Source organism: Actinoplanes solisilvae, from assembly GCF_003999975.1.
Classification (GTDB): Bacteria; Actinomycetota; Actinomycetes; order Mycobacteriales; family Micromonosporaceae; genus Actinoplanes; species Actinoplanes solisilvae.
The window spans coordinates 112,204-136,850 of the sequence record NZ_RJAC01000012.1 but is presented as its reverse complement, the minus strand read 5'-3'; the positions used below and the strand labels follow the sequence as shown (position 1 = coordinate 136,850).

Annotated in this window: 25 protein-coding genes; 14 read left to right on the top strand and 11 right to left on the bottom strand. The window is 71.9% G+C overall.

Annotated elements, in window-relative coordinates; translation table 11 throughout:
* Nucleotides 1–32 precede the first annotated feature (32 nt).
* Complete coding sequence (locus tag EER30_RS27245) at nucleotides 33–713, bottom strand: histidine phosphatase family protein (protein WP_127503461.1); 681 nt, start codon at nucleotides 711–713, stop codon at nucleotides 33–35.
* Nucleotides 713–1,765, bottom strand: coding sequence for an LLM class F420-dependent oxidoreductase (locus EER30_RS27240; protein WP_127503460.1), 1,053 nt, complete (start codon nucleotides 1,763–1,765; stop codon nucleotides 713–715). The genes EER30_RS27245 and EER30_RS27240 overlap by 1 nt, the downstream gene beginning before the upstream one ends.
* A gap of 136 nt (nucleotides 1,766–1,901) precedes the next feature.
* On the opposite strand from EER30_RS27240, the gene EER30_RS27235 reads away from it, so the two are divergent.
* Nucleotides 1,902–2,897 (top strand): aldo/keto reductase, encoded by a 996-nt coding sequence (locus EER30_RS27235; protein WP_127503459.1) that lies wholly within the window; start codon nucleotides 1,902–1,904, stop codon nucleotides 2,895–2,897.
* A gap of 192 nt (nucleotides 2,898–3,089) precedes the next feature.
* Here the strand turns inward: EER30_RS27235 and EER30_RS27230 are convergent, their stop codons facing one another.
* A complete protein-coding gene (locus EER30_RS27230; RefSeq protein WP_127503458.1) occupies nucleotides 3,090–5,084 on the bottom strand; it encodes a sensor histidine kinase in 1,995 nt (664 codons plus the stop codon).
* Nucleotides 5,085–5,345: 261 nt separating this feature from the next.
* On the opposite strand from EER30_RS27230, the gene EER30_RS27225 reads away from it, so the two are divergent.
* Nucleotides 5,346–5,537, top strand: a complete 192-nt coding sequence (locus EER30_RS27225; RefSeq protein WP_127503457.1) for a DUF5703 family protein — start codon at nucleotides 5,346–5,348, stop codon at nucleotides 5,535–5,537.
* Between the two features lie 48 nt (nucleotides 5,538–5,585).
* Here EER30_RS27225 and EER30_RS27220 read toward each other — a convergent pair whose 3' ends face one another.
* Nucleotides 5,586–6,266: a hypothetical protein gene (locus EER30_RS27220; protein WP_127503456.1), complete on the bottom strand. Its 681-nt coding sequence runs from the start codon at nucleotides 6,264–6,266 to the stop codon at nucleotides 5,586–5,588.
* 21 nt (nucleotides 6,267–6,287) lie between these two features.
* Entirely contained in the window at nucleotides 6,288–7,595 is a 1,308-nt protein-coding gene (locus tag EER30_RS27215) for a M20/M25/M40 family metallo-hydrolase (protein WP_127503455.1), read from the bottom strand.
* Nucleotides 7,596–7,681: 86 nt separating this feature from the next.
* Here EER30_RS27215 and EER30_RS27210 point away from each other — a divergent pair, with 86 nt between their 5' ends.
* Together EER30_RS27210 and EER30_RS27205 are read left to right on the top strand one after the other, a co-directional pair.
* Nucleotides 7,682–8,260, top strand: a complete 579-nt coding sequence (locus tag EER30_RS27210; protein ID WP_127503572.1) for a hemerythrin domain-containing protein — start codon at nucleotides 7,682–7,684, stop codon at nucleotides 8,258–8,260.
* Between the two features lie 100 nt (nucleotides 8,261–8,360).
* Nucleotides 8,361–9,353 carry a LysR family transcriptional regulator gene (locus EER30_RS27205; protein WP_127503454.1) on the top strand — a complete coding sequence of 331 codons (993 nt, stop codon included), beginning with the start codon at nucleotides 8,361–8,363 and terminating at the stop codon, nucleotides 9,351–9,353.
* Nucleotides 9,354–9,396: 43 nt separating this feature from the next.
* Here the strand turns inward: EER30_RS27205 and EER30_RS27200 are convergent, their stop codons facing one another.
* Nucleotides 9,397–11,940, bottom strand: coding sequence for an ATP-dependent Clp protease ATP-binding subunit (locus tag EER30_RS27200; RefSeq protein ID WP_432417572.1), 2,544 nt, complete (start codon nucleotides 11,938–11,940; stop codon nucleotides 9,397–9,399).
* A gap of 137 nt (nucleotides 11,941–12,077) precedes the next feature.
* On the opposite strand from EER30_RS27200, the gene EER30_RS27195 reads away from it, so the two are divergent.
* The 3 genes from EER30_RS27195 (at nucleotide 12,078) to EER30_RS27185 (ending at nucleotide 13,903) form a co-directional block, all read left to right on the top strand.
* On the top strand, nucleotides 12,078–12,458 hold the full coding sequence (locus EER30_RS27195) for a hypothetical protein (protein ID WP_127503452.1): 381 nt from the start codon (nucleotides 12,078–12,080) through the stop codon (nucleotides 12,456–12,458).
* A 9-nt stretch (nucleotides 12,459–12,467) separates the two neighbouring features.
* Nucleotides 12,468–12,647: a hypothetical protein gene (locus EER30_RS27190; protein WP_127503451.1), complete on the top strand. Its 180-nt coding sequence runs from the start codon at nucleotides 12,468–12,470 to the stop codon at nucleotides 12,645–12,647.
* A gap of 77 nt (nucleotides 12,648–12,724) precedes the next feature.
* On the top strand, nucleotides 12,725–13,903 hold the full coding sequence (locus EER30_RS27185; protein WP_240670327.1) for an MFS transporter: 1,179 nt from the start codon (nucleotides 12,725–12,727) through the stop codon (nucleotides 13,901–13,903).
* On the opposite strand, the gene EER30_RS27180 is transcribed toward EER30_RS27185, so the two are convergent.
* The gene (locus tag EER30_RS27180) at nucleotides 13,900–14,739 is read right to left on the bottom strand and encodes an SDR family NAD(P)-dependent oxidoreductase (RefSeq protein ID WP_127503450.1); all 840 of its coding nucleotides are present in this window, start codon (nucleotides 14,737–14,739) and stop codon (nucleotides 13,900–13,902) included. The two genes, EER30_RS27185 and EER30_RS27180, sit on opposite strands and share 4 nt — an antisense overlap.
* A gap of 382 nt (nucleotides 14,740–15,121) precedes the next feature.
* On the opposite strand from EER30_RS27180, the gene EER30_RS27175 reads away from it, so the two are divergent.
* The 4 genes from EER30_RS27175 to EER30_RS27160 are packed head-to-tail and all read left to right on the top strand — an operon-like array spanning nucleotide 15,122 to nucleotide 19,618.
* On the top strand, nucleotides 15,122–15,382 hold the full coding sequence (locus tag EER30_RS27175; protein ID WP_127503449.1) for a hypothetical protein: 261 nt from the start codon (nucleotides 15,122–15,124) through the stop codon (nucleotides 15,380–15,382).
* Nucleotides 15,383–15,389: 7 nt separating this feature from the next.
* Nucleotides 15,390–16,262 carry a hypothetical protein gene (locus EER30_RS27170; RefSeq protein ID WP_127503448.1) on the top strand — a complete coding sequence of 291 codons (873 nt, stop codon included), beginning with the start codon at nucleotides 15,390–15,392 and terminating at the stop codon, nucleotides 16,260–16,262.
* A gap of 24 nt (nucleotides 16,263–16,286) precedes the next feature.
* Nucleotides 16,287–18,914 carry an FtsK/SpoIIIE domain-containing protein gene (locus EER30_RS27165; RefSeq protein ID WP_127503447.1) on the top strand — a complete coding sequence of 876 codons (2,628 nt, stop codon included), beginning with the start codon at nucleotides 16,287–16,289 and terminating at the stop codon, nucleotides 18,912–18,914.
* Entirely contained in the window at nucleotides 18,914–19,618 is a 705-nt protein-coding gene (locus EER30_RS27160) for a hypothetical protein (RefSeq protein ID WP_127503446.1), read from the top strand. The genes EER30_RS27165 and EER30_RS27160 overlap by 1 nt, the downstream gene beginning before the upstream one ends.
* On the opposite strand, the gene EER30_RS27155 is transcribed toward EER30_RS27160, so the two are convergent.
* Nucleotides 19,578–20,075, bottom strand: a complete 498-nt coding sequence (locus tag EER30_RS27155; RefSeq protein WP_127503445.1) for a MarR family winged helix-turn-helix transcriptional regulator — start codon at nucleotides 20,073–20,075, stop codon at nucleotides 19,578–19,580. The genes EER30_RS27160 and EER30_RS27155 overlap by 41 nt on opposite strands.
* Before the next feature lie 29 nt (nucleotides 20,076–20,104).
* Here EER30_RS27155 and EER30_RS27150 point away from each other — a divergent pair, with 29 nt between their 5' ends.
* Complete coding sequence (locus tag EER30_RS27150; RefSeq protein WP_127503444.1) at nucleotides 20,105–20,569, top strand: cupin domain-containing protein; 465 nt, start codon at nucleotides 20,105–20,107, stop codon at nucleotides 20,567–20,569.
* A 9-nt stretch (nucleotides 20,570–20,578) separates the two neighbouring features.
* On the opposite strand, the gene EER30_RS27145 is transcribed toward EER30_RS27150, so the two are convergent.
* Nucleotides 20,579–21,835, bottom strand: coding sequence for a cupin domain-containing protein (locus EER30_RS27145; protein ID WP_127503443.1), 1,257 nt, complete (start codon nucleotides 21,833–21,835; stop codon nucleotides 20,579–20,581).
* Between the two features lie 2 nt (nucleotides 21,836–21,837).
* A complete protein-coding gene (locus tag EER30_RS27140) occupies nucleotides 21,838–22,086 on the bottom strand; it encodes a BatC protein (RefSeq protein ID WP_127503442.1) in 249 nt (82 codons plus the stop codon).
* 109 nt (nucleotides 22,087–22,195) lie between these two features.
* On the opposite strand from EER30_RS27140, the gene EER30_RS27135 reads away from it, so the two are divergent.
* Together EER30_RS27135 and EER30_RS27130 are read left to right on the top strand one after the other, a co-directional pair.
* Nucleotides 22,196–22,978, top strand: coding sequence for a DUF72 domain-containing protein (locus EER30_RS27135; RefSeq protein WP_127503441.1), 783 nt, complete (start codon nucleotides 22,196–22,198; stop codon nucleotides 22,976–22,978).
* The gene (locus EER30_RS27130; RefSeq protein ID WP_127503440.1) at nucleotides 22,972–23,763 is read left to right on the top strand and encodes an aminotransferase class IV; all 792 of its coding nucleotides are present in this window, start codon (nucleotides 22,972–22,974) and stop codon (nucleotides 23,761–23,763) included. The genes EER30_RS27135 and EER30_RS27130 overlap by 7 nt, the downstream gene beginning before the upstream one ends.
* Here EER30_RS27130 and EER30_RS27125 read toward each other — a convergent pair.
* Nucleotides 23,740–24,621 (bottom strand): DUF72 domain-containing protein, encoded by an 882-nt coding sequence (locus EER30_RS27125; RefSeq protein ID WP_127503439.1) that lies wholly within the window; start codon nucleotides 24,619–24,621, stop codon nucleotides 23,740–23,742. The genes EER30_RS27130 and EER30_RS27125 overlap by 24 nt on opposite strands.
* Between the last annotated feature and the right edge of the window lie 26 nt (nucleotides 24,622–24,647).

The following is a 24,647-nucleotide window of genomic DNA, read 5'->3' as shown; positions in this document are numbered from 1 at the left end:
CGCAACGGCGGCCACCAGTCGTAACACGCCGATCACACTCCGGCGACCGCTCCCCCACCGACTACGGCGTCCGAGGACGTCGAGGCGGCCGGGGGCGGGACCAACGACGCAAGATCCGCGCCGTCGTTCAGTCGTACGACGAAAGGCCTGGTCGGGGTGTATCTGATGGCGCTGATCGAGGCCGGGTCGGCGACGATGCGCTGGAACTGGTCGAGGTGCAATCCCATCGCGTCGGCGACGATGGCCTTGATCACATCGCCGTGGCTGCACGCCACCCACAGCGCGTCCGGGCCGTGCGACTCGGTCACACGGGCGTCCCAGTGGCGGATCGTGGCGACCGCCCGCGCCGACATGGCCGCCATCGCCTCGCCGTTCGGGAAGACCGCGGCGCTGGGGTGCTGCTGCACGACCGGCCAGAGCGGGTCCTTGGCCAGCTCCTTGAGTGGACGGCCTTCCCAGTCGCCGTACCCGCACTCGGTCAGGCCCTCGTCGATCACCGGGGTGAGGCCGGGCAGGGCCAGCTCGACAGTCTGGCGGCAGCGGATCAGCGGGCTGGTGACCACGGCGGCGATCGGCAGCACACGCAGCCGCTCAGCGGCCCGCTTCGCCTGGTCGCGGCCGGTGTCGTCGAGCTCCACGGGACGACGGCCGGCCAGCTCACCGCTGGCGTTGGCCGTCGTGCGCCCGTGCCGGAGCAGCAGAACAGTAGCCACTACGACGCCACGCCGGATTCTTCGTACGCCTCGGCGATGATCCGCAGGGTGTCGATGCCGCTCTTCAGGTCGCCGACGTAGGGGCTGATCGACAGCGTGCCCACGCCCGCCGCGGCGTACTGCTTGATCCGCTCCTTGGCCTGGATCTTGTTGCCGAGGATCGAGGTGCGTTCGATGAAGTCCTGCGGCACGGCCTCGGCCGCCTCGGCCTTCTTGCCACTGAGATAAAGCTCCTGTACGCGGGCCGCCTCGTCGGCGTAGCCCATGCGCACGGCGAGCTGGTTGTAGAAGTTCTGCTCCTTGCTGCCCATGCCGCCCACGTAGAGCGCCGCGTAGGGCCGCACCACGTCGGCGCACCACGCGAGGTTGTCGCCGAGCACGACCGGGACGCTCGGGGCCACGTCGAAACCGGTCAGCCCGAGCTGGCGTTTGGCCCGGCCGCGCTCGATGTGCTGCAAGTATTCTCCGGCCGCGTCGGGCGCGAAGAAGATGGCCAGCCAACCGTCGGCGATCTCACCGGCGAGCTCGAGGTTCTTGGGGCCGACGGCGGCGAGGTAGATCGGGACGGCCTCGCGCGGCGGGTGGAAGCCGAGCCGCAGCGCCTTGCCGGGGCCGTCGGGCAGGGGCAGCGTGTAGTGCTCGCCGTCGTAGGCCACCGGCTGCCGCGCGACCGCCATCTTGACGATGTCGACGTACTCCCGGGTGCGGCCCAAGGGCTTGGCGAACCGTACGCCGTGCCAGCCCTCGGAGACCTGCGGGCCGCTGACGCCCAGGCCGAGCCGGAACCGGCCGCCGGAGAGGGCGTCGATGGTCGCGGCGGTCATCGCCGTCATCGCGGGCGTGCGGGCGGGGATCTGCATCACCGCCGCGCCCAGGTCGATCTGCTGGGTCTGACCGGCGATCCAGGAGAGCATGCTCACCGAGTCGGAGCCGTATGCCTCCGCGGCCCACACGACCGAGTAACCGAGTCTGTCCGCCTCCTGCGCCATCGCCAGGTGGTCGGCGGGCGTGGTCCACGCCGCCTGATAGCCGAGGTTGAGTCCGAGCCGCACGACGTATCCCCTCCCGCACATGAACAGTCACCTGAAGACTACTTATCGCTCCGAGTCGACCTTGCGTCCGGTAACCGACGGGCTTGACGAGCCCGTCGGCATTTCGCTATGGGCAGTCTCTGAATAAGGTTCACTCATGCTGCAACGACCGCTCGGCCGTAGCGGGCTGGCGGTTTCGCGGCTCGCTCTCGGCACCATGACCTGGGGGCGTGACACCGACCCCGACGACGCGGCCGCGCAGCTCAAGCTTTTCCTCGAGGCGGGCGGCACGCTGCTCGACACGGCCGACGTCTACGGCGAGGGTGACGCCGAGGCGGTGATCGGCTCGCTGCTCGACCATCTCGTCCCGCGCGACGAGGTGGTGATCGCCACCAAGGCCGGCCTCACCCCGCACGGCTACCGTCGCCGCGACGGCTCCCGGGGCAACCTGCTGCGCTCGCTCGACGCCTCGCTGCGCCGCCTCGGCACCGACTACGTCGACCTGTGGCAGGTGCACGGCGTCGACCCGATGACCCCGCTGGAAGAGACCCTGGGCGCGCTCGACCACGCGGTGAACAGCGGCCGCGTGCGCTATGTCGGGGTGTCGAACTTCGCCGCGTGGCAGACCGCGCGGGCCGCGACCTGGCAGGCGGCCTATCCGGGCCGGGCGCCGGTGGTGGCCGCCCAGATGGAATATTCGCTGCTCGAGCGGGGCATCGAGCGTGAGCTGCTGCCCGCCTCGGCCGCGCTCGGGCTCGGCGTGCTGGCCTGGTCGCCGCTGGGCCGGGGCGTGCTGACCGGCAAATACCGCAACGGCCGCCCGCTCGACTCGCGTGCCGCCACGCCCCATCTCGCGCCGTTCGTGCAGACCTACCTCGAACCGCGCAGCTCGAGCATCGTGCAGGCCGTCGTCACCGCCGCCTCCGGCCTGGGCGTCTCCCCGGTCGAGGTCGCCCTGGCCTGGATCCGCGACCGCCCCGGCGTGGCCGCGCCGATCCTGGGCGCCCGCACGTCGGGCCAGTTGCAGGGCGCGCTGCAGAGCGAAGACCTGACCCTGCCGGCCGAGATCGCGGCCGCCCTCGACGACGTCTCCGCGATCGACGTGGGCTATCCGGAACGCGAAGGGGTCGGCTACCCGGACGGCGAGGGCTGACCCGTCGTCCTGCTGCGCGCCGACACCTACCGGCGCGCCGTCTTCCTGCTGCTGGGCGCCTCGCGCTGGATGGTCGGCCTGAAGCCTGGCCCTGGCCGCCGCGACGCTCGGATATCACCTGCGCCGCCGCCCGGGCCGATCCTCCGGCGCGGGGGTGGTGCCCGTGCCGGAGAGCGCAGCGCGTTGACGTTGTCAGTCGCGGCGCGCCCGGCCGGTCATGCCGACCAGCCGGGTCGCGTCGGTGCGGCGCGGCCCGGCCGTCGTCGGTGGGGACATCGGGACCGCCAGCTCCTCGGGCAGGGTCACGACGGCGGTGATGCCCTGGACGGCCGACGGGCGCAGCTCGACCGCGATGCCGCGCTGACCGGCCAGCACCGCGACCACGAAAAGGCCGAGACGCGCGCTGGTGGCCGGGTCGAACTCGCCCGGCTGGGCGAGCCTGCGGTTGGTCTCGTCCAGCACCGACGCCGACATGCCGAGGCCCCGGTCCTCGACCTCGACCACGACGCCGCCCGGGACGGGCCGGGCCGACACCCGCACCGGCGTGCCCGGCGGGGAGAAGCCGGTGCCGTTCTCGAGCAGCTCGACGAGCACGTGCCCGAGGTCGGCGACGGCCGGCTCGGGCACCTCGACGTCGGCGATGTCGCCGATCTCGACGCGCTCGGCGTGTTCCACCTCGGTCGCCACCCGGTTGACCAGGGCCGGCAGCGGCTCGGGACCGCGCCCGCGGCGGCTGCGGGCCGAGCCGGAGAGGATGACGAGATGCTCGGCGTGCCGGCGCATCTGGACGGCGAGCTGCTCGGCCCGGAAGACCGAGGCCTCGGCGTCACCCGTGCGGCGCAGGGCGGCGAGCTGACGATCGATCAACGACTGGTTACGGCGCGCGATGTTGACCAGGACCCGGTTGATGTCCTGGCGCAGGGCGGCCTCGCCGGCCGCGGCGGCGACCGCGCTGCGCTGCACCTCGTTCAGCGCGGCGCCCACGTCGGCGATCTCGTCGTCGCCCATCGGGTCGCCGCGCCGTGACGGGCCGCCCGGGGAGCCGTCGCCGAGCGACCGGCCGAGCCCGTCGTCGTCCGCGTCGATGCGCTCCCCGGCGCGCAGCCGCGCGATCATCTCGGGGAGCCGGTGGTGGGCCAGGTCGATAGCCGCCGTCCGCAGCACGGCGAGCCGCCGTACCGCCGAACCGCCGAGGCGGACCGAGAGCACCAGTGCCGCCACGATGGCGAGCAGGCCGAGAACGCCCGAGGTGCCGAACCGGACCAGGATCCGGTCCCGTTCCACCTGCGCGAACTCGGCGGCCTTGTCGTAGCCGTTGGCGAGGAAGCCGTAGAACTGCATGACGGCCGGGTCGAAGGCGGCCTTCCAGACCTCGCGGGTGGCCGCCAACGGCCGCCCGGCGTCGCCGTCGCGCAGGATCCCGTCCTCGACCGCCCGCAGCCCCGCGAAGGTGCGGCTGCTGAGCATCGTCTTGAAGGCGGCCTGGTCCGGCGCGGGCAGGGTCGAGCCCGCGGTCGGGATCTGGAAGCGCAACGCCCCGACGATCTCGGTGAGCTGCCGATGCTCGCTCGCGTCCAGCCGGCCCGCCGTCGTCGCCGCGGTGACCAGGGCGTCCTCCTGCTGCAGCAGCTCGCCGGCCCGGCGCAGGCCGACCGAGGTGCGCATGATGCGTTCGACGACCGGGTCGCTGGCCGCGGCGGCCGCGCTGGACACGCTGAACGCGTAGCCGATGACGCTGGTGTACGAGCTGACGACCGCGGTCCGGTTGAAGTAGCGCGTGTCGACCTGCACCCGCACCGCGGCGACGGAGCCGACCGCCTTGTCCAGGTCGGCGATGCGGGCCCGGGTGATGTCGGCTGAGATCCCGCTGCCCCGGAAGCGCCGGGACAGCTCGCGGAACGTGGCGATCGCCTCGTCGGTGGCGGCCCGCGCGGTCCGCAGCGTGGTGCTCGACGGGCTGCCGCCGGCCAGCACCCAGGCCGACGCGGTGCGTTCGGTCTGCAGGGCGGCCACCAGCCGGTCGCAGGGCACGCTGACGTTGTCCCGGGTGTTGTAGCTCTCGCGCAGCGCCGAGGCCTCGCCGATCGCCGCGTTCACGTCGAAGGCCCACAACCCGGTCAGCGCGACGACGGGCACCGCCAGGGCCAGGATGATTTTGGAGCGGATCGACCTCGGTTTTCTGCGCATCGGACCTCCGCGAGATCGTCCACCGTGGATTGACCTCAGGCATGATCCCGCTGGCGGCCCTCGGTTCAAAGCCGGAGTCGTGTCGGGAAGACGACAAATCGATCCGGGCCGGTCGCCTGTGACGATTGCCGCAGCCGTCGGCCGACGGAGTCCGGCCCGACCGCCCTTACCTGGGCCGACGCCCGGCTGTCTCTGACCGGGGGTGAATACGCGCTGGTCAGAGCTTGTCGACCACCCGGGAACGGGTGCACCCTATGGGTCATGGATTACGAATACGCGCCCTTGCGGTTGCCCTCGAACGTCGATCGCTTGACCGCGATGGCGCAGTTGGCCATCCAGGCGGAGTTCTCGGGATGGGAGCTGGCCCGCGTCCAGCTCTTCCGGGACGGCACCCGCAAGGTGATGCTCCGCCGTCGTGTTCAGCCCACCCCGCAGCCGGGGCTGAGTTACTGAGAAGGGCCCGTCCTGACGGACAGGCCCTTCTTCAGTCACAACCGAATCTCAGTGCTGGTGACCAGCGTGATCGTGGTCGTGGTCGTCCTCGTCGGGCAGGAACGGGTGTTCGTCGAGCCGCCCGACCAGCAGATCGCCCTGCTTCGGCGCGAACGGGCCCTCACCGTCGGAGTCCTCGAACTCGTCGAGGTCGAGCGGCTCGGTGATCTCGGTGACCGTGAGCAGGCCGTCGAGCGGCTCCAGCTCGGGCACGTCGAGCGACGACAGCGACCCGTCACCGGCCTGCAGCAGCTCGAGCACGGCCTCCCCGACCGTCTCGACCGGCCCGGCGTCCTCGTCGTCGGGCACCGAACTGCGGCGCGCCTCCTCGGCCCGGCGCAGCAGCGCGGACACGCTGGGCACCCGGTAGTCGCGCCGCTGCCGCACCGAGAGCACCTGCGGGTAAGGGTCGGCCGACTCGGCGTCCTCGGTCCCGCCGACACCCAGGCCGAAGCGCTGGTCGGCCTCGTTCGGGTCGATCGCCTCCACGTCCCAGGGCGTCACCTCGCCGTACGCGTCGAGAAGCTTCTCGTCGTACGCGAAGGAGGTGTTGTTCAGGTTGACGTACGCCTGCCAGACGCCGTCGTCGTCGACACGGCCCTCGGCCGCCTTGACCGCCGCGAGGTGGGCGCGGGCGGCCTCGATCACCTGCTCGAGGGCAGCGTCGAGCTCCGCGTTCTGGTCGGTCATCGGTATGGGTCCTTCCACATATCAGCTGTTCCGCAGCAGTCGGTCGAGCACACGCACGCCGAACTTTAGTCCCTCGACCGGGACGCGCTCGTCGATGCCGTGGAACAGCGAGGCGAAGTTCAGGTCAGCGGGCAGCCGCAACGGGGCGAACCCGAAGCAACGGATGCCGAGGGTCGCGAACGCCTTCGCGTCCGTTCCCCCCGACATCAGGTAGGGCACGGTACGCGCCCCCGGGTCTTCGGCGCGCAGCGCCGCGCCCATCGCGTCGACCAGCTCGCCGCCGAACTCGGTCTCGACCGCCGGCTGCTGGTGCACGTGTTCGATCTCGATGCCGTCGCCGACCAGCTCGCGCAGCTCGGCCAGGAACTTGTCGGCCTCGCCGGGCAGCGTGCGGCAGTCGATGGTCGCGGACGCCCGGCCGGGGATGACGTTGTCCTTGTAGCCCGCCTCGAGCCGCGTCGGGTTGGCCGTGTTGCGGATCGTGGCGCCGATCAGGTTGGCGATCGGGCCGAGCTTGGCGATCGCCACCTCGGGGTCGGCCGGGTCGATGTCGATCTGCAGGGCGTCGCCGACCTGCTCGAGGAAGGCCTTGACGGTTGGCGTGACCACGGTCGGGAACCGGTGGCGGCCGACCCGCGCGACCGCCTCGGCCAGCGTGGTGACCGCGTTGTCGTCGTGGATGAACGAGCCGTGCCCGGGGCGGCCGGTCGCGTGCAGGCGCAGCCAGTCGAGGCCCTTCTCGGCGGTCTGCACCAGATAGAGGCGCAGATCGTCGTTCACCGTGTAGGAGTAGCCGCCGACCTCGCCGATCGCCTCGGTGCAGCCGTCGAACAGATCGCGGTGGTTCTCGACCAGCCACTGGGAGCCGAACTGCATGCCGGCTTCCTCGTCGGCGGTGTAGGCGAGCACGATGTCGCGCGGCGGCACGTAACCGGTGCGGGACCAGTCACGGACCACGGCGAGCATCATCGCGTCGAAGTCCTTCATGTCGATCGCGCCGCGGCCCCACAGGTAGCCGTCCTTCTCCTCGCCGGAGAACGGGTCGACCGACCACTCGCTCGCGTCGGCCGGGACGACGTCGAGGTGTCCGTGCACAAGCAGGGCGCCCCGGCTGCGGTCGGCGCCGGGGATGCGGGCGACCAGGTTGGCCCGGGTGGGCGCCGACTCGAGCAGCTCGACCTCGATGCCGGACTCGCCGAGCTGGGCGGCGACGTATTCGGCGGCGACCCGTTCACCGACGGTGGTGCGCGGGTCGCCGGTGTTGGTGGTGTCGATGCGCAGCAGGTCACGGCAGATGCCGGTGACCTCGTCGGCGGCGGTGAGCTCCATCCGCCATTCTTACCAGCAGATCATCGCAACGGTTCCCGGGGGTTTGCCACGCGACCGCGCTGGGGTATCAGCGCGCCGTGTCTTCCTTGAATCTTCCCCCGCTGCCGCCGGTGGGTGGCGAGACCACCGGCCGCAATGTCGTCGATGTCGTGACCCAGGAACACCGTGAACTGCTGGCGCTCTGCGACCAGCTGACCGCCGCCCCGGACGATCGGCGGCTGGTCGACGTCGTGGTGGCCGAGCTCTCCCGGCACCTGAGCGCCGAGGAGCAATACCTCTACCCCGCCGTACGCCGCACCGTCCCCGGCGGCGACGACCTGGCCGACCGTGAGCTGGCCGAGGACCACCAGTTGTTGATCACTCTGCAACAACTGGTGCGCGACGGCGGCGCCGACCGGGCGGCCGCGGTCGTCGAATCCGTGCGCCGGCACGTCGACGCGGACGCCGAGGAGCTGCTGCCCGTCCTCGTTCAGATGGTGCCGATCGAGGACCTGATCCGGGTCGGCAACCGGTTCGAGACCGCCCAGGAAGCAGCCCCGACCCGCCCGCATCCTGGCACTCCGTCCACTCCACCCTGGAACAAGGTGGTCGACCCGGCCGTGGCCGTCGTGGACAAACTTCGCGATGCCGTCACACGCCGAACCACGTACGCCAAGGATTTGTAGGGAAAACACCGGATTGGTTAACCCATTTGTCATAAGTGGAGGATCTATCGCCGCGCGATAGGGCTAGCCTTCGATGTCTTCTTGGTCCTACCGTCACGTTATGAACCTGGAGCTGCGCCATCTCAAGGTGGTCTGCGCCATCGCGGAGACCGGCAGCGTCACCAAGGCGGCATCGCAGCTCGGTCTGGCTCAACCGGCCCTGACCGCGCAGCTGCAGCGCATCGAACGCACTCTGGGCGGCCCGCTGTTCGAACGGGACCGTCGCGGCGCCCGGCCCACGGCGCTCGGTGAACTGGTGCTCGCCCGCGCGCGGGTGCTGCTGCCGGCGATGAAGGGCCTGCAGGACGAGGCGGCCCGGCTGGCCGGCGCGAGCGGGCACGACACCATGAGCCGCTACCGCATCGGGGCGTCGGGCGGCCCGATCATCGGCGGGATGGTCTCGCGCCTGGCCCAGGCCCAGCCGGACGCCCAGATCACCACGCAGGCCTCCTACTACGTCGACGACCTGGCCAACATGGTGCTCGCCGGCAAGCTCGACTACGCCCAGGTCGGGGTGTGCGGCGACGCCATCCCGTCAGCCGACTACGGGCTGGTCTGGCAGACCATCGCGGTCGACGGCATCTGCGCGCTGATGCCCGACGACCACGCGGGCACCAAGGGCGTCGACGTCGACCTGGCCGAGCTGGCCTCGGAGTCGTGGGTGGCCGGTCAGGGCGACGGCTGCTTCGGCGACTGCTTCGCGGCGGCCTGTTCCCGGGCCGGCTTCACACCGCGGCGCATGTTCGAGGCGGACATCCGCGGCTGCCTGGACATGGTCGAGTCGGGGATGGCGCTCGCCCTGTGCCAGGGCACGTTCCGCCCGCCGGCCGGGCTGACCTCACGGCCGCTGCGGGGCGCCCCATTGCGCTGGCGGCTGGTGCTGGGCTGGCATCCCGACTCGCTCGCGGCGCTCAGCGCGGACAAGCTGATGACGATGGCGCAGGAGGCCTACCAGGAGGTCGTCGAGCGAAACCCCGGTTTCGTCGAGTGGATGGCCGATTATCCGCAGCTGGGCGTCGTCGGCCGGAATCTGGCGACGGTCACCGACACGTAGGGCCCGGCGTTCGGAGACGCCGGGCCCGTTCACTTTGTATGCGTCAGACCTTGGCGGCCGAGGTGACCTCGAAGGTCAGCTTGCCGTCGGCCGCGTCCACCTTGACCGTCTGCCCGGGCGCCAGGTCGGCGGCGAGCAGCATCGTGGACAGCCGGTTGTCCAGCTCGCGCTGGATCACCCGGCGCAGCGGCCGGGCGCCGTACTCGGGCTGGAAGCCCTTCTCGGCCAGCCAGTCGATCGCCGGCGTGCTGATCTCCAGAAGGACGTCCTGGTTGTGCAGCCGGCGCCGCGTCTCGTCGAGCATCAGCTCGGTGATCTGCCGGACCTGCTCCTGCTCGAGCTGCCGGAAGACGATGATCTCGTCGATCCGGTTGATGAACTCGGGCCGCAGCTGCTCCTTGAGCCGGCGGTCGAGCCGGTCACGCAGCTCCTCATCGGGCGACGAGCCACCGGCCGAGCCGAACCCGACGCTGCGGCGGGTGCCACTGATCAGGTCGGAGCCGATGTTGCTGGTCATGATCAACACGGTGTTCTTGAAGCTCACCGTGCGGCCCTGGCTGTCGGTCAGCCGGCCGTCGTCGAGCACCTGCAGCAGGATGTTGAAGACGTCCGGGTGGGCCTTCTCGATCTCGTCGAGCAGAACCACGCTGTACGGGCGGCGGCGGACCGCCTCGGTGAGCTGCCCCGCCTCGTCGTAGCCGACGTAGCCGGGAGGCGCCCCGACCAGCCGCGACACGGTGTGCCGCTCCTGGTACTCGCTCATGTCGAGCCGGATCATCTTGTCCGAGTCGCCGAACAGCGCCTCGGCCAGCGAACGGGCCAGCTCCGTCTTGCCGACACCGGTCGGGCCGAGGAACAGGAAGCTGCCCACCGGCCGGTCCGGGTCGCCCAGTCCGGCGCGCGAACGGCGTACGGCCTCGGACACGGCCTCGACCGCGTCCTCCTGGCCGACGACCCGCTCGTGCAGCAGCTGGTCGAGGCGCAGCAGACGCTCGCGCTCCTCCTCGGTGAGCTGGGTGACCGGGATGCCGGTGGCGCGCGAGACGACCTCGGCGATGTCCGCCTCGGTCACCAGGGGCACGCCCTCGCCGGCCTCCGTACGCTCCTCGATCTGGGTCTTGAGGACCTTCATCTCGTCGCGCAGCGCGGACGCCTTCTCGTAGTTCTCGGCCGCCACCGCCTGGTCACGGTCGCGGGAGAGCTGCTCGAGCTTGCGCTCGTTCTCGCGGATACCGGCGTCGGGCGTCTTCACCCGCAGCCGCACCCGCGCCCCGGCCTGGTCGATCAGGTCGATCGCCTTGTCGGGCAGGAAACGGTCGGTGATGTAGCGGTCGGACAGCTCGGCCGCCGACTCGAGCGCCTCGTCGGTGATGCGTACCTGGTGGTGCGCCTCGTAGTTGTCGCGCAGGCCCCGCAGGATCTGCACGGTGTCGTCGACCGACGGCTCACCGACCAGCACCGGCTGGAAACGCCGGGCCAGCGCCGCGTCCTTCTCGATGTACTTGCGGTACTCGTCGAGCGTGGTCGCGCCGACCACCCTGAGCTGGCCCCGGGCGAGGGCCGGCTTGAGCATGTTGCTCGCGTCCATGCCACCGCCGTCGCCACCGCCACCACCGGCGCCGACCAGGGTGTGGATCTCGTCGAGGAAGACGATCAGGCCGTCGCCCTCGTTCTGGATCTCGTCGATGACCTTCTTCAGACGCTCCTCGAAGTCGCCGCGGTAGCGGGTGCCCGCCACCAGGCCGGCCAGGTCGAGCTGGATGACCCGCTTGTTCTCCAGGGTCAGCGGCACGTCGCCGTCCACGATGCGCTGGGCCAGGCCCTCGACGATCGCGGTCTTGCCGACGCCGGCCTCACCGATCAGCACCGGGTTGTTCTTGGTACGCCGGGAGAGGATCTCGACGGCCTGCTCGATCTCGTTCGCGCGGCCGATCACCGGGTCGATCTCGCCGCGCCGGGCGAGCTCGGTGAGGTCGACGCCGAACTGCTCGAGGGTGGGGGTGTTCGGGTTGCTCCCGCTGCTGCCACCGGGGCCGCCGCGGCCGCCGCGACCCGAGCTCGGCTGGGGGTCACCCTGCTGCGGCTGCAGGGCCTGCGGGTCGAGCTTGCCGGCGAGCAGACGCCCGGCGGCCGAGTCGGGGTTGAGGCCGAGCGCCATCAGCACGTGCTCGGGACCGACGTAGGAGGAGCCCAGGGCCCGCGAGATCTGCAGGCTGTCGAGCAGCGCGCGCTTCGCGGCGGGGGTCAGCGCGACCTGGTTCGGCATGTCCTCGCGCAGCCCGGCCGGACGGCCGAGCGCGGCGAGAAGCGCCTCCGGGTCGGCGCCCGCGCGGCGCACCGTCTGCTTCATGGGCTCCTGCTGCAGGACCGACCACAACAGGTGGTCGGTGTCCAGGTCGGCGACCGGACGATCCGGATCGGCTAGCTCGGCCGCGCGACGGGCGGCGCCGGAGAGAACCTCACGCGCGTCGCCACTCATGTACTTCGTGATGTCGATGCGCGCCGAACGGCGCGGGTCCGCCGCACCGAAGAAACGCGCGAAGAAGTCGTCCCACTGGCCGGGACCAGTCGGTCCGATCGGTCCGATGCTCATACGTCTTCTCTCTTCTGTTTATTGGCCCTCGTGCGGCGGTGTTACCCAGCGCGCACGACCCGTATCAGCGCTGTGGCGTAGCGAACCATTCCCATATCTGAGCGAAACTTGACTCGGGTAGGCTCAACTTCATGACCGTACCCTTGGTGGTCGTCGACGGGGCCAACGTCGTCGGTTCCGTCCCCGACGGCTGGTGGCGCGACCGGGCGGCCGCGGCGGCCCGACTCCGCGACGCATTGACCCCGGTCATCGCCGAGGGACTGCCCGACCTGCCCGGCCCGGTCGAAGTTGTGCTGGTCGTGGAGGGTAAAGCCCGCGACGTGCCGTCGAGGTCGAACGGTGTTCGCGTAGTCAGTGCGCCCGGCTCGGGCGACGACACCATCGCTGATCTCGTACGGATCTCGGCCGCGGACCGCCGCGTCGTGGTGATCACCGCCGACCGCGGGTTGCGCGACCGCGTGACGGCGTACGGGGCCGAGGTGAGGGGTCCCTCAAACGTGCCCCGGCGCTAGACTGTGACGGTGATCGCACGCTCAGCGGCCCGGTTCTGGGCCCCCTCCGCGAGCTGGATCACCCCTGCGTTGCCGCTCTACGGCGACGACCACGAGCGCCGCGACTTCGCGCCCGCCATCACACTCCGGGACCTGCCGCGCTGGACGCCTCCGCCACTGTTCCCTCCGTGGCCCCAGCGTCGCGCCTGACTCACCTCTGCTCTCAGCCGGGCATTGTCGCGCCTGCTTCTCACGCTTTTCTCCGCTTCTTCCCGGAGTGATACCTCATGTCTGCCTCAACCACGCCCGCCGAGCGGGTCGGGGCCCGCGCCGTGCTGCGCCGGCCCTACGTGCCCCTCGTCCTCGTCGCCAGCCAGGTCGGCCGGCTCCCCCTGGCCGCCGCGCCGATCGCCCTGCTGCTGTTCGCCCGTGAATCGCTCAGCCTCGTCGTGGCCGGCGCGCTCGTCGCCGTCTTCACCGCCGGCATGGCCATCGGCGCGCCGGTGCTCGCCCGCGCGGTCGACCGCTGGCGGCAGCCCCCGGTGCTCTACGGCTCGGCGGCCCTGTCGACCGTCGGCTACCTGATCGCCGCCCTCGCTCCCGGTCGTCCGCTCGTGATCGGGCTCGGCGCCGCGCTGGCCGGACTCGGCACCCCGCCGCTGGAGGCGTGCCTGCGCGCCCTCTGGCCGGCACTCGTCCCGCCGTCGACGGTCCACGCGGCGTACGCCCTCGACATCGCCCTGCAAGAGGTCATCTTCGTGGCCGGGCCGCTCGTGACGCTGGGCGCGGTCGCGCTGGGCGGGCCGGCCGCCGGCCTCTACACCGCCGCCCTGCTGCAGCTCGTGGGCGTGATCGCCTTCGTCCGCGCCCCGGCTGTGCGCCAGTGGCGGGGCACCACGGTGAAGCGGCACTGGCTGGGCCCGCTGCGCTCGCGGCGCCTGGCCGTCATGGTCGCCGGCGTCGCGTTCGCCGGGGCCGCCGTCGGCAGCATCCCGGTCGTGCTCACCGGCTATGCCGAGGCCGCCGGGAACCGCTCGCTGACCGGCTGGCTCCTGGCCGCGCAGGCCGGGGGCGCGCTGATCGGCGGCCTGCTCTACACCCGCGCGACGCCCGGCACGCCACGCCGGCTGCCGCTGCTGGCCACGGCTTTCGCCATCGGCTACCTGCCGCTGCTGATCGCCCCGGGCACGGGCGCCATGACCGTGCTGCTGATCCTGAGCGGAGTCATGCTGCCGCCGCTTCTGACCGCCGTCTTCCTCAACGCCGACCGTCTGGCCCCGCCGGGCACGGCCGTGGAGGCGTTCGCCTGGATCATGACCGCGTTCAGCGTCGGCAGCGCGCTGGGCGCCGCGGCGGCGGGGCCGCTGACCGACGCTGGCATCCGCACCGGCTTCGCCCTCGCACCGATCGCGGCCCTGCTGGCGATCGGTGCGATGCTGGCCACGGTGCGCACCGTCAGAACCTAGGCGAGCGCGTCCCGGAAGACCGCGCGCTCGGCCCGGCCCACGTGCATCGGGCGGCCGGCCGACGATCCGCCGTCGATCCCCAGGTCCTGGCCGGTGACCAGGCGGCTGCCGTCCTGCGCGAACCAGAGCACGGCCTGGGCGACGTCCTCGACGGTGACAGCCTCGGCGATCGGTTGCGACTTCGCCAGCAGCGGGGTGATGGCTTCGCGCACCTTCGCGGCCGTGTCGTCGGCGGCCGCCGCGTCGAGCCCGGCGCCCTTGCCGAAGATGCCGGTCGGCACCACGTCGGGCGAGACGCTGTTCACCCGTACGCCGTATTCGCCCAGATCGACGGCGGCCGTACGGGTGAAATGGATGACCGCGGCCTTGGCCGTCGAATAGTCGAGACCCGAGTATCCGGCGGCCTTGCCGACGCGGCTGGCCATGTTGACGATCGTCCCCGACCGCTGAGCCGCCATCTGCCGGCCGGCGTGCTTGGTGCCGAACAGCACGCCACCCACGTGCACGGCCATCGTCCGCGCGAAGACGTCGGCGTCGAAGTCGACCACCGGTGTCATGTTCCCCGGCGTCCCGGCGTTGTTCACCATGATGTCGAGCCGCCCGAAGCGCCGCACCGCCTCGTCCACGAGCGCGCTGACCTCCGCCTCGACCGTCACGTCGGCCTTCACGAACACGGCCCGTTCACCAAGGTCGGCCGCGCGTTTCTCGCCCTCCTCCAGGCGGCGCCCGGCCAGCACCACGCTCGCGCCTTCGGCGTGGAACTTCGCGGCGATCGCCGCTCCGATGCCGCTCGTCGCGCCGGTCACGATCGCGACCTTGCCGTCGAGGATTCCCATGGTGAACTCACTTCCGTCGTAGCTTGAGCTGGGGTTTCCCTAGCGAACGTCCTGGCTATAGCATCGACAAGTCAGAGTGGCGTGAGGTTCGACACGGCTTCCTCCGAAGAGTTCGTGATCCACTCCTGGGGTGGAATGTGGACGCCCGGGAGGCGGGCGTACGCTTCCGCCGAGTGCCGCCGACTGTCACTCTGAGGATTCATTCCTGTTCATTCAGGGTCGGATCCAGGACGCTCCGGCTGCGCTCGACCGCCGCCCGGGACCACGCTCTCCAACAGGGCCGGGAGACGCCTCGCAAATGGGGCGGCCCGCCCAGCGAGACAGGAACGGGGCAGTAGTCTGGGGTCAGTAGTCGGTTTCCAAACAGCGGGAGGCTGCACGGGTGGCCAGTGTCGCCGAGGTCAAAGCGGCTGTGGACGCTGCACTTCAGCAGGTCACCGAGGGGCAGCAGGCCATACAGGCAGCCCGCGAAAAGCTGGGTGAGGCGCAGCAGAGCCTCGCCGCGGCGCTCGACGGCAGCGGCAGCGACGCGGTGGGCGCCGCCCACGCCCAGCTCTCGCAGGCCGACCAGTCCCTCGAGGACTGCCTGGCAGCGACGCTGCTCGCGATCGACCAGGCCCAGCAATACACGGCGAACCTCTGACGACGAGATGTCTCTGATCCAGGACCTCGGCGCACAGCTTCGCTCGGCCTCGGACGAGTTGCCCACCGGCCAGGTCACCGTCGCTCTCGAGAAGCTGCGCAGCGCGACCGAGCTGCTCATGTGGGTGCGTGAGACGAGCGTCGACCCGGTCGGCGTCCCGCAGCTCGGCAACGCCACCGAGCACGCCGAGCGGGCCGCCGCCGCGCTGCGCCTCGCGCAGGACTCGATCGCCCGCTACCTGGCCGCCATCGGCCTGTCCGGTGACGCCGCGGCACCGCCCGACCGCGACTGGAGGGCCGGCCTCGAACAACAGCCCTCCCCGCAAAGCACGGCGCCGCGGGAGGAACAGCCCGAGCAGCTCGGCCCCTGGTGGCAGAAGCGCGTCACCGAGCTGACCGGCGAGCCGGCGCCGGCCAAGACCGACGAGCGCGAGCCCGACACCGCCGAACTGCTCAGGCGCGTCGCCACGGGCGTACGGGCCGGCGATCGGGCCCGCCTGGGCCGCGCGCTCCACAGTGTGCAGGCGAGCACGGGCCTGGCCCTGTCCGCGGTCAGCTCCCCGGTGCTGCACCGTCTGGCCGGCGACCTGCTCGGCCACGAACCCGGCCCCGAAGACGTCGCCCGGCTGCGCTCGGCGGCCGAGGGCCGGGTCCGCTCGCTGCTGCCGGGCACCTCCCCCGCCGTGTTCGAGACGCTGATCGCCCGCATCTGCCGCGTCCCCACGCAGGGCGGCCAGCCCCCGCATCCGGCCGACAGTGCCGTCACCGCGAGCGTGCTGACCGGTGTGCTGCTGGCCCGGCTGGGCCGCGACGCCGGGACGCTCGACCCGTCCACGCCCGAACCGGTGCGCCGTCCCGACGAGGCCGCCGAACGCCGATGACGCCGACGGGCAGGTGCTACAGCCATGACTGAGTCGACTGCACAGCAGGTGATGAACATCCGGGCCGGGTTGTCGCACGCGCTGGGCGCCGCGTCGACCGCCCTGGAGGCGGCGCGGGCCGAATACGCGCGCGCAGTGGACCGAAGACGACGGGTGACGGAGGCCGCCGACGCCCGCAAACACAAGATCGCCGCCGCCCGCGACGCCCGGCTGGCCGAGATCGACCAGCAACACAAAACCGACCTGGCCGCCTACGCCGAGGCCGCCGCGGGCGCGGCCGACCGCGCGGCGCCGGGCGCGGCCGGTGACCCGTGGGACGACTGGCAGCCGACCCCGCTCGACCGGGCCGCCGAGCTGCGGGTGGGCCGCCTGCTGCTGCCGCACCCCGAAGAGGTGCCGGCGCTGGTGCCGCTGCTCGATCGTGGACACGTGGTGGTGCGCGGCGACCGTGCGCTGGCCGACGAGGTGGTGGCCGGTCTGCTGCTGCGCGCCCTGGGCACGGCGCCGCCGGGCGCGGTGCACATCATCGGGTACGACCCCGAGCACCTCGGCGGTGGGCTGGCCCGGTTCGCGCCGCTCGCACCGTGCAACGTGCTCGAGTTCGTCGGTCCGGGCGGGCTCGGTTCACTGCTCGACGACCTGACCGACCAGGTACGCCGCATCAACGAGACGGTGCTGGCCGGCGAGTTCACGTCGCTGCGCGAGCTGAACGCGGCCACCCATCGGCGTCCCGAGCCGTGGCGCATCGCCGTGCTGCTGGGGGCGGGCGACCTGAGCCGCGCCGAGCAGGCCCAGCTCGTACGGCTGCTTCGCACCGGGGCGGCCTGCGGCGTGCACCTGGTGATTCAGGGGATGCCGGTGCCGGCGGGCGAGGGCATCGAGTTCATCACGGCGGCGCCGGGCGACCACGCGCGGATGAGCAGCGCGGGTGCTCTCCCCGTACGGCTGGACGGTGGTCCGCCGCAGGCGGTGGTGGCCGCGACCTGTCGCCGCATCGCCGAGGCCGTTGCCGCCGGGCCCGCCCCGGTGGCCCTGGACAGCCTGTTGCCGCAGGTGGAGTGGCAGGAGAGCTCGGCCACCGGGTTGACCGCGCCGCTCGGCGACAGCCCGCAGGGCATGCCGGTGCCGGTGACGCTGTCGGACTATCCGCCGCACGCGCTGATCGCCGGGCCGTCGGGCACCGGCAAGACCAACCTCATCTACGCCTGGATGGGCGCCCTGGCCGCCCGCTACTCCCCGGCCGAGCTGGCCTTCTATCTGCTCGACTTCAAAGAGGGCGTGTCGTTCGCCCGGTTCGCCCCGGGGCGGCGTGACCGCACGTGGCTGCCGCACGTCAAGCTGGTCGGGGTCAATGTGAACACCGACCGCGAGTTCGGGCTGGCCCTGCTGCGGTTCCTGGGCGAGGAGCTGCGCCGGCGGGCCGACGCGGCCAAGCGGTACGAGGTCACGAACCTCGCCGAGCTGCGGGCCGAGGATCCGCAAGGACACTGGCCGCGCATCGTCGCCGTGATCGACGAGTTCCAGGTGCTGCTGTCGGGCCGCGACGCGGTCGAGAAGGAGGCCGTCGACCTGCTCGAAGACCTGGCCCGCCGCGGCCGTTCGCAGGGCATCCACCTGATCATGGCGAGTCAGGACGTGTCCGGCATCGAGGCGCTGTGGGGCCGTCCGGCGCTGGTGGCCCAGTTCTCGCTGCGCATCGCGCTGCCCCGGGCCCGGCGGGTGCTGGCCGAGCAGAACACGGCGGCCGAGTCGCTGCCCCGCTATCACGCCCTGGTCAACGCCGACTCGGGTGCGGTCGAGGCCAACCGGGTCGTACGGGTCCCGGCCGCCGGCGACCGCGACCGGTGGAACGCGCTGCAGCACCGTCTGTGGCGGCAACGCCCGAGCGACGACCCGCCCCGGCTGTTCGACGGCGACGTGATCCCCCGGCTGGCCGACAGTCCCGACTTCGCGAAGCTCGCCCCGGCCGAGCCGACAGCCGCGCCCGTCGTGCTGCTCGGCGAGACGATCGACGTCGAGGCCCGTTCGGCCCGCACGGTGCTGCGCCGCGCCCCCGGCCGCAACCTGGCCGTACTCGGCACCCGGCTCGACGAGGCGTGCGCCGTGCTGGCCACGGCCGCGCGGTCGCTGGCCGCCCAGTTCCCGCCGGACGGCGCCCGGTTCTCGATCCTCTGCCTCGACCAGGACGCCCGCCCGGCCGCCGCCGCGCTCCGCGCCGAACTGCCCGAGTGCGGCTGGTACGAGCACGACAACGCCGACTGGGTCCTCGAGGACGCGGCGGCCGAGGCCGAGGCGTCCTGGCCTGCCGACCGGCCGCACTTCGTGCTCATCTACGCGGCCGACGCGCTGCCCGGCGGCAAGGGCGCGGCCGAGCAGCTGCGCACGATCCTGCGGCAGGGCCCCGAGCGGCGCATCCACGTGCTGGGCTGGTGGCGCGGCGCGGCCCTGCTGCGCGAGGCGTTGGGCGGCCCCGCGTCGCGCACCGACCCGATCGGCGCGTGGGTGGCCCTCGACGTGCACGGCAGCGAGCTGTCCCAGTTCTACCCGGGCACCGGGGCGCCGCCCTGGTATCCGCGTCCGTGGCGCGCGCTGCACTTCGACCGCTCGGTGCATCGCGGCGCCGAGGTGATCATCCCGTACGGAGTGTCCTGATGGCACAGGGTGGACTGCAGCCGGCCGACTTCGAGACCGCCGACTACCGCAGCGTGCTGCGAAGACTGACCACACTGGACGAGGAGGCCGCCGGCATGCGGGCCGAGGCGATCCACTGGTACGACACCAGGATCGCCGCGGCCGACGAGGCGGTTCGCAGTGCCGCCGAGGCCGTCGACGGGGCCAAGCGCGCCGTGGTGACGGCCCAGCGGACGGTCGAGCAGGTCGACGCGCGCGCGAGGCACCTCTGGGCGGAATATGTACATAAGGTCGGCCCGGTCGCCGAACGATACGGCCGCACCCCGCCACCCGCCACCATCCCCCGGCAGCGCAGCGAACGCGACGCTTCCGACTACCTCGACGAGGTGGCCACAAAGGTGGAATACACGGCTCCCGCTCGCCCGATCAACGGCGGCGTGAAAATCATGTTCGCGCTGTTCGGACTGGTCGGCGGCGTGGCCGGCGCGATCGGCAACCACCTGCTGCGCCAGACCGGCGGCGGCGCGACCGACGGCACCTGGCGCGACGCGCTGCCCGTGGTCGCCCTGCTGGTGCTGTTGGCCTGCCCGGTGCTGGCCGTGGTCGGCGCGAAGCGGGTCGCCGACCGCCGCGGCGCCGGCCTCGACGCCACGACGGTCGCCACCGTGCTGATCACCGGCCTGGTCACGGCGGGGGTGCTGGTCGCGGCGCTTCGGACGGCTTGAGGGCCGCACGCAGCGTACGCAGATCAGCCCTCAGGGCCGCCGCCCGATCCGTGCCGACGATCCCGGCCACCCACGCCTCCAGCTCGGGCACGAGCTGCTGGGCGATGCCGACCACCTCGCGGCCGCGGGCGGTCGGCCGCACCAGCTTGGCCCGGCGGTCGGCCGGGTCGGGTTCCCGGGTCAGGTAACCGTGCGCTTCGAGGTGGGCGACCAGCTCAGCCATCGCCTGCTTGGTCATGTTGGCCCGCTCGGCCAGGACGCTGACGGTGGTGCCCTCGTCGTCGAGGTGCTCGAAGACCGCGCTGTGCACCGGGCGCACGACGCCGTGCCCGCGCTCGGCCAGCCGCACCAGCACCCGGTCGTTGAGCAGCGCGAACACATCACGCAGGAGCACGGCGAGGTTCTCCGGCCGGGGCCGCCCGCCGGTCATGGGCCGCTCGGAGATTTTCTTTGACATCAGACAGGCCACCTGTCTACCTTCGGCATATGGACAAGCTACCTGTCGAACGCGATTCCTGCGAACGCATCTTCATGGGAACCGACGAGGTGACGATCCTCGCCTCGTCCCCCGCCCTGTTCGCCGTCGAGATCCTCATGCGCCCCGGCGGCGGCCCGCCGGTCATGCACCGGCACGACCCCGGCGAGATCTACCACGTGACCGCGGGCGAGTTCACTTTCTACGTCGGCGACGGCCCCGCCGTCCGCCGGATCACGGCCGCTGCCGGCGACGTCGTGCCCCTGGCCGGCGGCGTGCCACACACGGTCCGCAACGAGTCCGACGAGGACGCCACCGCTTTCGTCGTGCACGCCCCCGGCGGGCCGATGGAGGGCTTCACCCGGGCGCTGGCCGCCGCCGCTGCCGACGGCCCGCCGCCTATGGACGAGGCACTGCGGCTGGCCGCGCAGCACGGCATCACGATCCTGGGCCCGGCGCCCCTCCCCGCAAGGTAGAGGCTCGCCCTACGGGCTGTTGCTCGGGACCACCAGAGCCTCGTTGAGCAGGCGGCGCGAGAAGACCAGGCGGTCCTGGTCGTCGTCCAGGGGTAGGTCGCCTACCCGCACGACTTCGCCGCTCAGGGCCAGCCGCAGCGCCGGGGCGCAGAAGGACGGGAAGCGGATCGTGCGGCCGACCAGGCGCAGCACGACGTGGGTCGCGCCGTCCTCGGTGAGTTGCCAGCGCAGGCCCTCGCGGGCCCGCAAGCGCTCGTCGGGGCCCAGGCCGGATGCGAAGTCGAGCTGGGCCAGGGGGCTGACCGGCTCGGGGCGGGCCGAGGGCCAGTCGCGGGCGCGCAGCCGCTCGGCGACCTCGGAAGGCTCGACGGTGGTCAGCCAGTCGCGCAGGGCCTCAACCGTCTCGGTCAGTTCGGGTTCGATCGCCGAAGGGTCGGAGACGTCCACCCCGTACGGCAGGGTGGCCCGCAGCCGGGCGTCGCCGGCGGCCAGGGCGAGCAGTTCCTCGACCACGGCGTAGCGGGTCAGGGCCCGTACCCCGATGGTCAGGTGCAGGGAACGGCTGCCGAGCGCCTCGGCCGAGTGCAGCCAGCCGCGGGGCAGATAGAGCGCGTCGCCCGGGGAGAGCACGACGTCAAGGGCCGGTTCTCCGGCCGCGGTGGCGGAGACCTCGTCGGCGCGGCCGCCCCAGGCCTGCTTCTCCAGCGGGTCGGCCAGGACCGGTTCGTGCAGGCGCCAGCGTTTGGTGCCGTCGACCTGCAGCACGAAGACGTCGTGGGTGTCGTAGTGGGTGCTGAAGCCCTGGCTGCCGGGCGGGGTCAGATAGGCGTTGACCTGCAGCGGGCGGCGCAGTTCGGCGCCGAGGCGGCGGCTGTAGTCGATCAGCGGCGGCCACAGGCGGTGCAGGCCTTGGAGGACAAGCGTGGCGCCCTCCGCGTAGAGCCGCATCACCTGGTCGTCGAGGACCTGGTCGCTGATCTCGGCGCCGGCCCCGCCCCCGCCGGTGAACCGGTCGGCCGGCAGGACTTTGCCCTGCTGGGCGACCCGCAGGAACGGGGTGCGCAGGCCGCGGCGGCTGAGCAGTTCGTCGACGGCGTCCGGGGAGAGCAGGTCGGCGAAGCCGTCGGGGCCGGCCAGCTCACCGGCGCGGGAGAGCAGCGGGGCCTTCCCCCAGTAGGCGGCCGAGAACTTGCCCGGCTCGACGCCGACGGCCCGGGAGAGCGCCGGGCGGGTTGCGCCCGGCGTCTCGTTCGTCGTTCCGGGCATTGTCAGGCGCTGCCGTCGGCGCCGCCGTCGTGGCCGCCCGGGTTCGCGCCACCGTCGGCCGGGCCCTCGCCCGCGCTGCCGTCCGCGCCGCCGTCGTGGCCGCCCGGGTTCGCGCCACCGTCCGCGGGGCCCTCGCCCGCGCTGCCGTCCGCGCCGCCGTCGTGGCCGCCCGGGTTCGCGCCGCCGTCGGCCGGGCCCTCGCCCGCGCCGGGACCCGAGGTCGAGGTGATGTCGTCGTCGCTCAGTGACATGTCAGCTCCTTGGCGTCGGTGAATCGGCCGGTCACCCTTGACCGACCAGCGCCGAGGTACCCCGTGATCATCAGGTCTAACCGCAGGCGGGGCGGGTAACCCGGGTCACATGGTGCGGATCGGGACGTCGGGCTGGCAGTACCGCGACTGGCGCCCGGCCCGCGGCGCCGACGACACCGGCTATCTCTACCCCGGTGATCTTCCGCAGCGGCGGTGGCTGGAGCACTACGCCGAGCGGTTCGCGACCGTGGAGGTCAACAACGCGTTCTACCGTCTGCCCGAGCGCGCGACGTTCGAGCAGTGGCGCGAGCGAACCCCGCCGGACTTCTGCGTCGCGGTCAAGATGAGCCGCTACCTGACCCACATCAAGCGGCTGCGCGACCCCCGGGAGCCGGTGGCCCGGTTCTTCGAGCGGGCGACCGGCCTCGGCGACAAGCTGGGCCCGGTCCTGCTGCAGCTCCCGCCGAATCTGCGGGCCGATCTCGGCGCGCTGGGCGAGACCTTGAGTCTCATACCGGCCGGCGTACGGGTTGCGGTCGAACCGCGGCACGACACCTGGTTCACCGACGACTGCCGGCGGCTGCTCGAGAAGCACGGGGCCGCGCTGTGCTGGGCCGACCGGGGCAGCCGCGCGATCACGCCGTTGTGGGACACCGCCGACTTCGTCTACCTGCGTCTGCACGAGGGGCGGGCGCGACCGTGGCCCCGCTACGGCCGCCGCGCTCTGGCGTCGTGGGCCGAGCGCCTGACCGGCGTACGGGAAGCGTTTGTGTATTTCAACAACGACCCCGGGGGCGCGGCCGTGATCGACGCGGGGGTGCTGGCCGCGCGGGCCGAGGGGCGGGGGCTGTCGGTGACGCGCGTGCCCCGTCTTAAAGTGAGACCGTGCTGAACCTCGAAGTGAACGGCCGGGCGCCCGAACTCGCCGACACCCATCGGCTGGCCGGCGTCAATTATGGCCACTTCACCTCGATGCAGGTCCGAGACCGGGGCGTACGAGGTCTCGCGCTGCACTTCGCCCGTCTGGCCGACGCGAACGAGGAGTTCTTCGGCTGGCGCCCGGGGCTCGACGACGAGCATCGGCTGCGCGGGTTGATTCTGCAGGCGCTCGACGGCGAGAAGGACGCTTCCGTACGGGTGTCCTACGTGCCCGGCGCTGATCGGGCCGCCCCGCCCGACGTGGTGGTGGCGGTCAGCGACCCGTGGTCCGACGAGCCGGCCCCGCCGCGGCGGGTGCGCATCGACCCCGACTTCCGCCGTGAATGGCCGGAACACAAGCACGCGGCCACGATGGGTCTGATCCGCGCTCAGCGGCGGGCCGTCGAGGCCGGGTACGACGACGCGCTGTCGATCGGCCCCGACGGGCTGGTGCGTGAGGGCAGCGTGTGGAACGTCGCGTTCTTCACCGGCGATCAGGTGGTGTGGCCGCAGGCGCCGATGCTCAAGGGTGTCACGATGGTGCTGCTGCAGGTCGCGATGACCATGCAGGGCGTGCCGTGGACGATGCGGCCGGTGCCGATCGCCGAGCTGCTCGACTTCACGGCGGCGGTCGCGGTCAACTCGCGCACGGTCCGCCAGGAGATCGCCTCGATCGACGACCTCGTCTACCCGGCCGGCGACAAGCTGGCCGAGCTGATGGCCGACGTGTGGCGCTCAGTCCCCTTCGACGCCCTCTAGGAGTTCCAGCATCTCGGTGGCGTTGCGCTGGGCAAAATCGCGGTAGCAGTTGTTGAAGAGCACGTGGGTACGGTCGGCCGCGCCGGCCAGCTCGCGCAGGCGCGGGGTCCACTGGGAGAGCTCCGCGCGCGAGTACTCGTACCCGAACTTCTCGTGAATGTCCTTGCTGGTCCACTTGTCGCTGTGGCCGTGGAAGCGCACGACGGCCAGGCTCGCGGTGGCGGCCAGCACGGGCGGCACCGACGACTTGTGGCCCTGCGGCATGTCGACGCCGACGAAGGCCAGCTCGTGGTCGCGCAGGAAGCCGAGGGTCTCCTGCTGGTTCTCGCCCTCGAACCACGACGCGTTGCGGAACTCGAAGACCGGCGTCAACGGCTTGCAGCGCGCGGCCACTTCGAGCAGGTAGTCCTTGTTGGAGCGGCGGATGCCGAACCACGGCGGGAACTGGAACAGCAGCGCGCCGAGCTTGCCGGCCTGCGCGAGAGGGTCCAGGGCACTCAGGAAACGGCTCCAGACCTCCTCGTACGCCTGCGCGGGCAGGTCGCCGGGGTAGACGTTCTTCTTGTCGGTCTCGGGTCGCAGGTCCTTGTAGATCGCCGACACCCTGGTCGGATGGCCGGTGAGCAGGCTGAACGCCTTGATGTTGAAGGTGAACCCGTCGGGCGTGCGCTGGGCCCAGAGCTGGCTGGTCTGCTCGGCGGGAGGCCCGTAGTACGTCGAGTCGACCTCGACCACCGAATACTTCTTGGCGTAGTAGGCCAGCCGCTTCTCGGGGGTGTCGGCGCTCGCCGGGTACCAGCCCGAGGCGAGCAGCGTGCTGTCCGTCCAGGACGCCGTGCCGACCTCGATCGTGCCCATAGAGGCAGGCTAACCCCGAAAGAGCA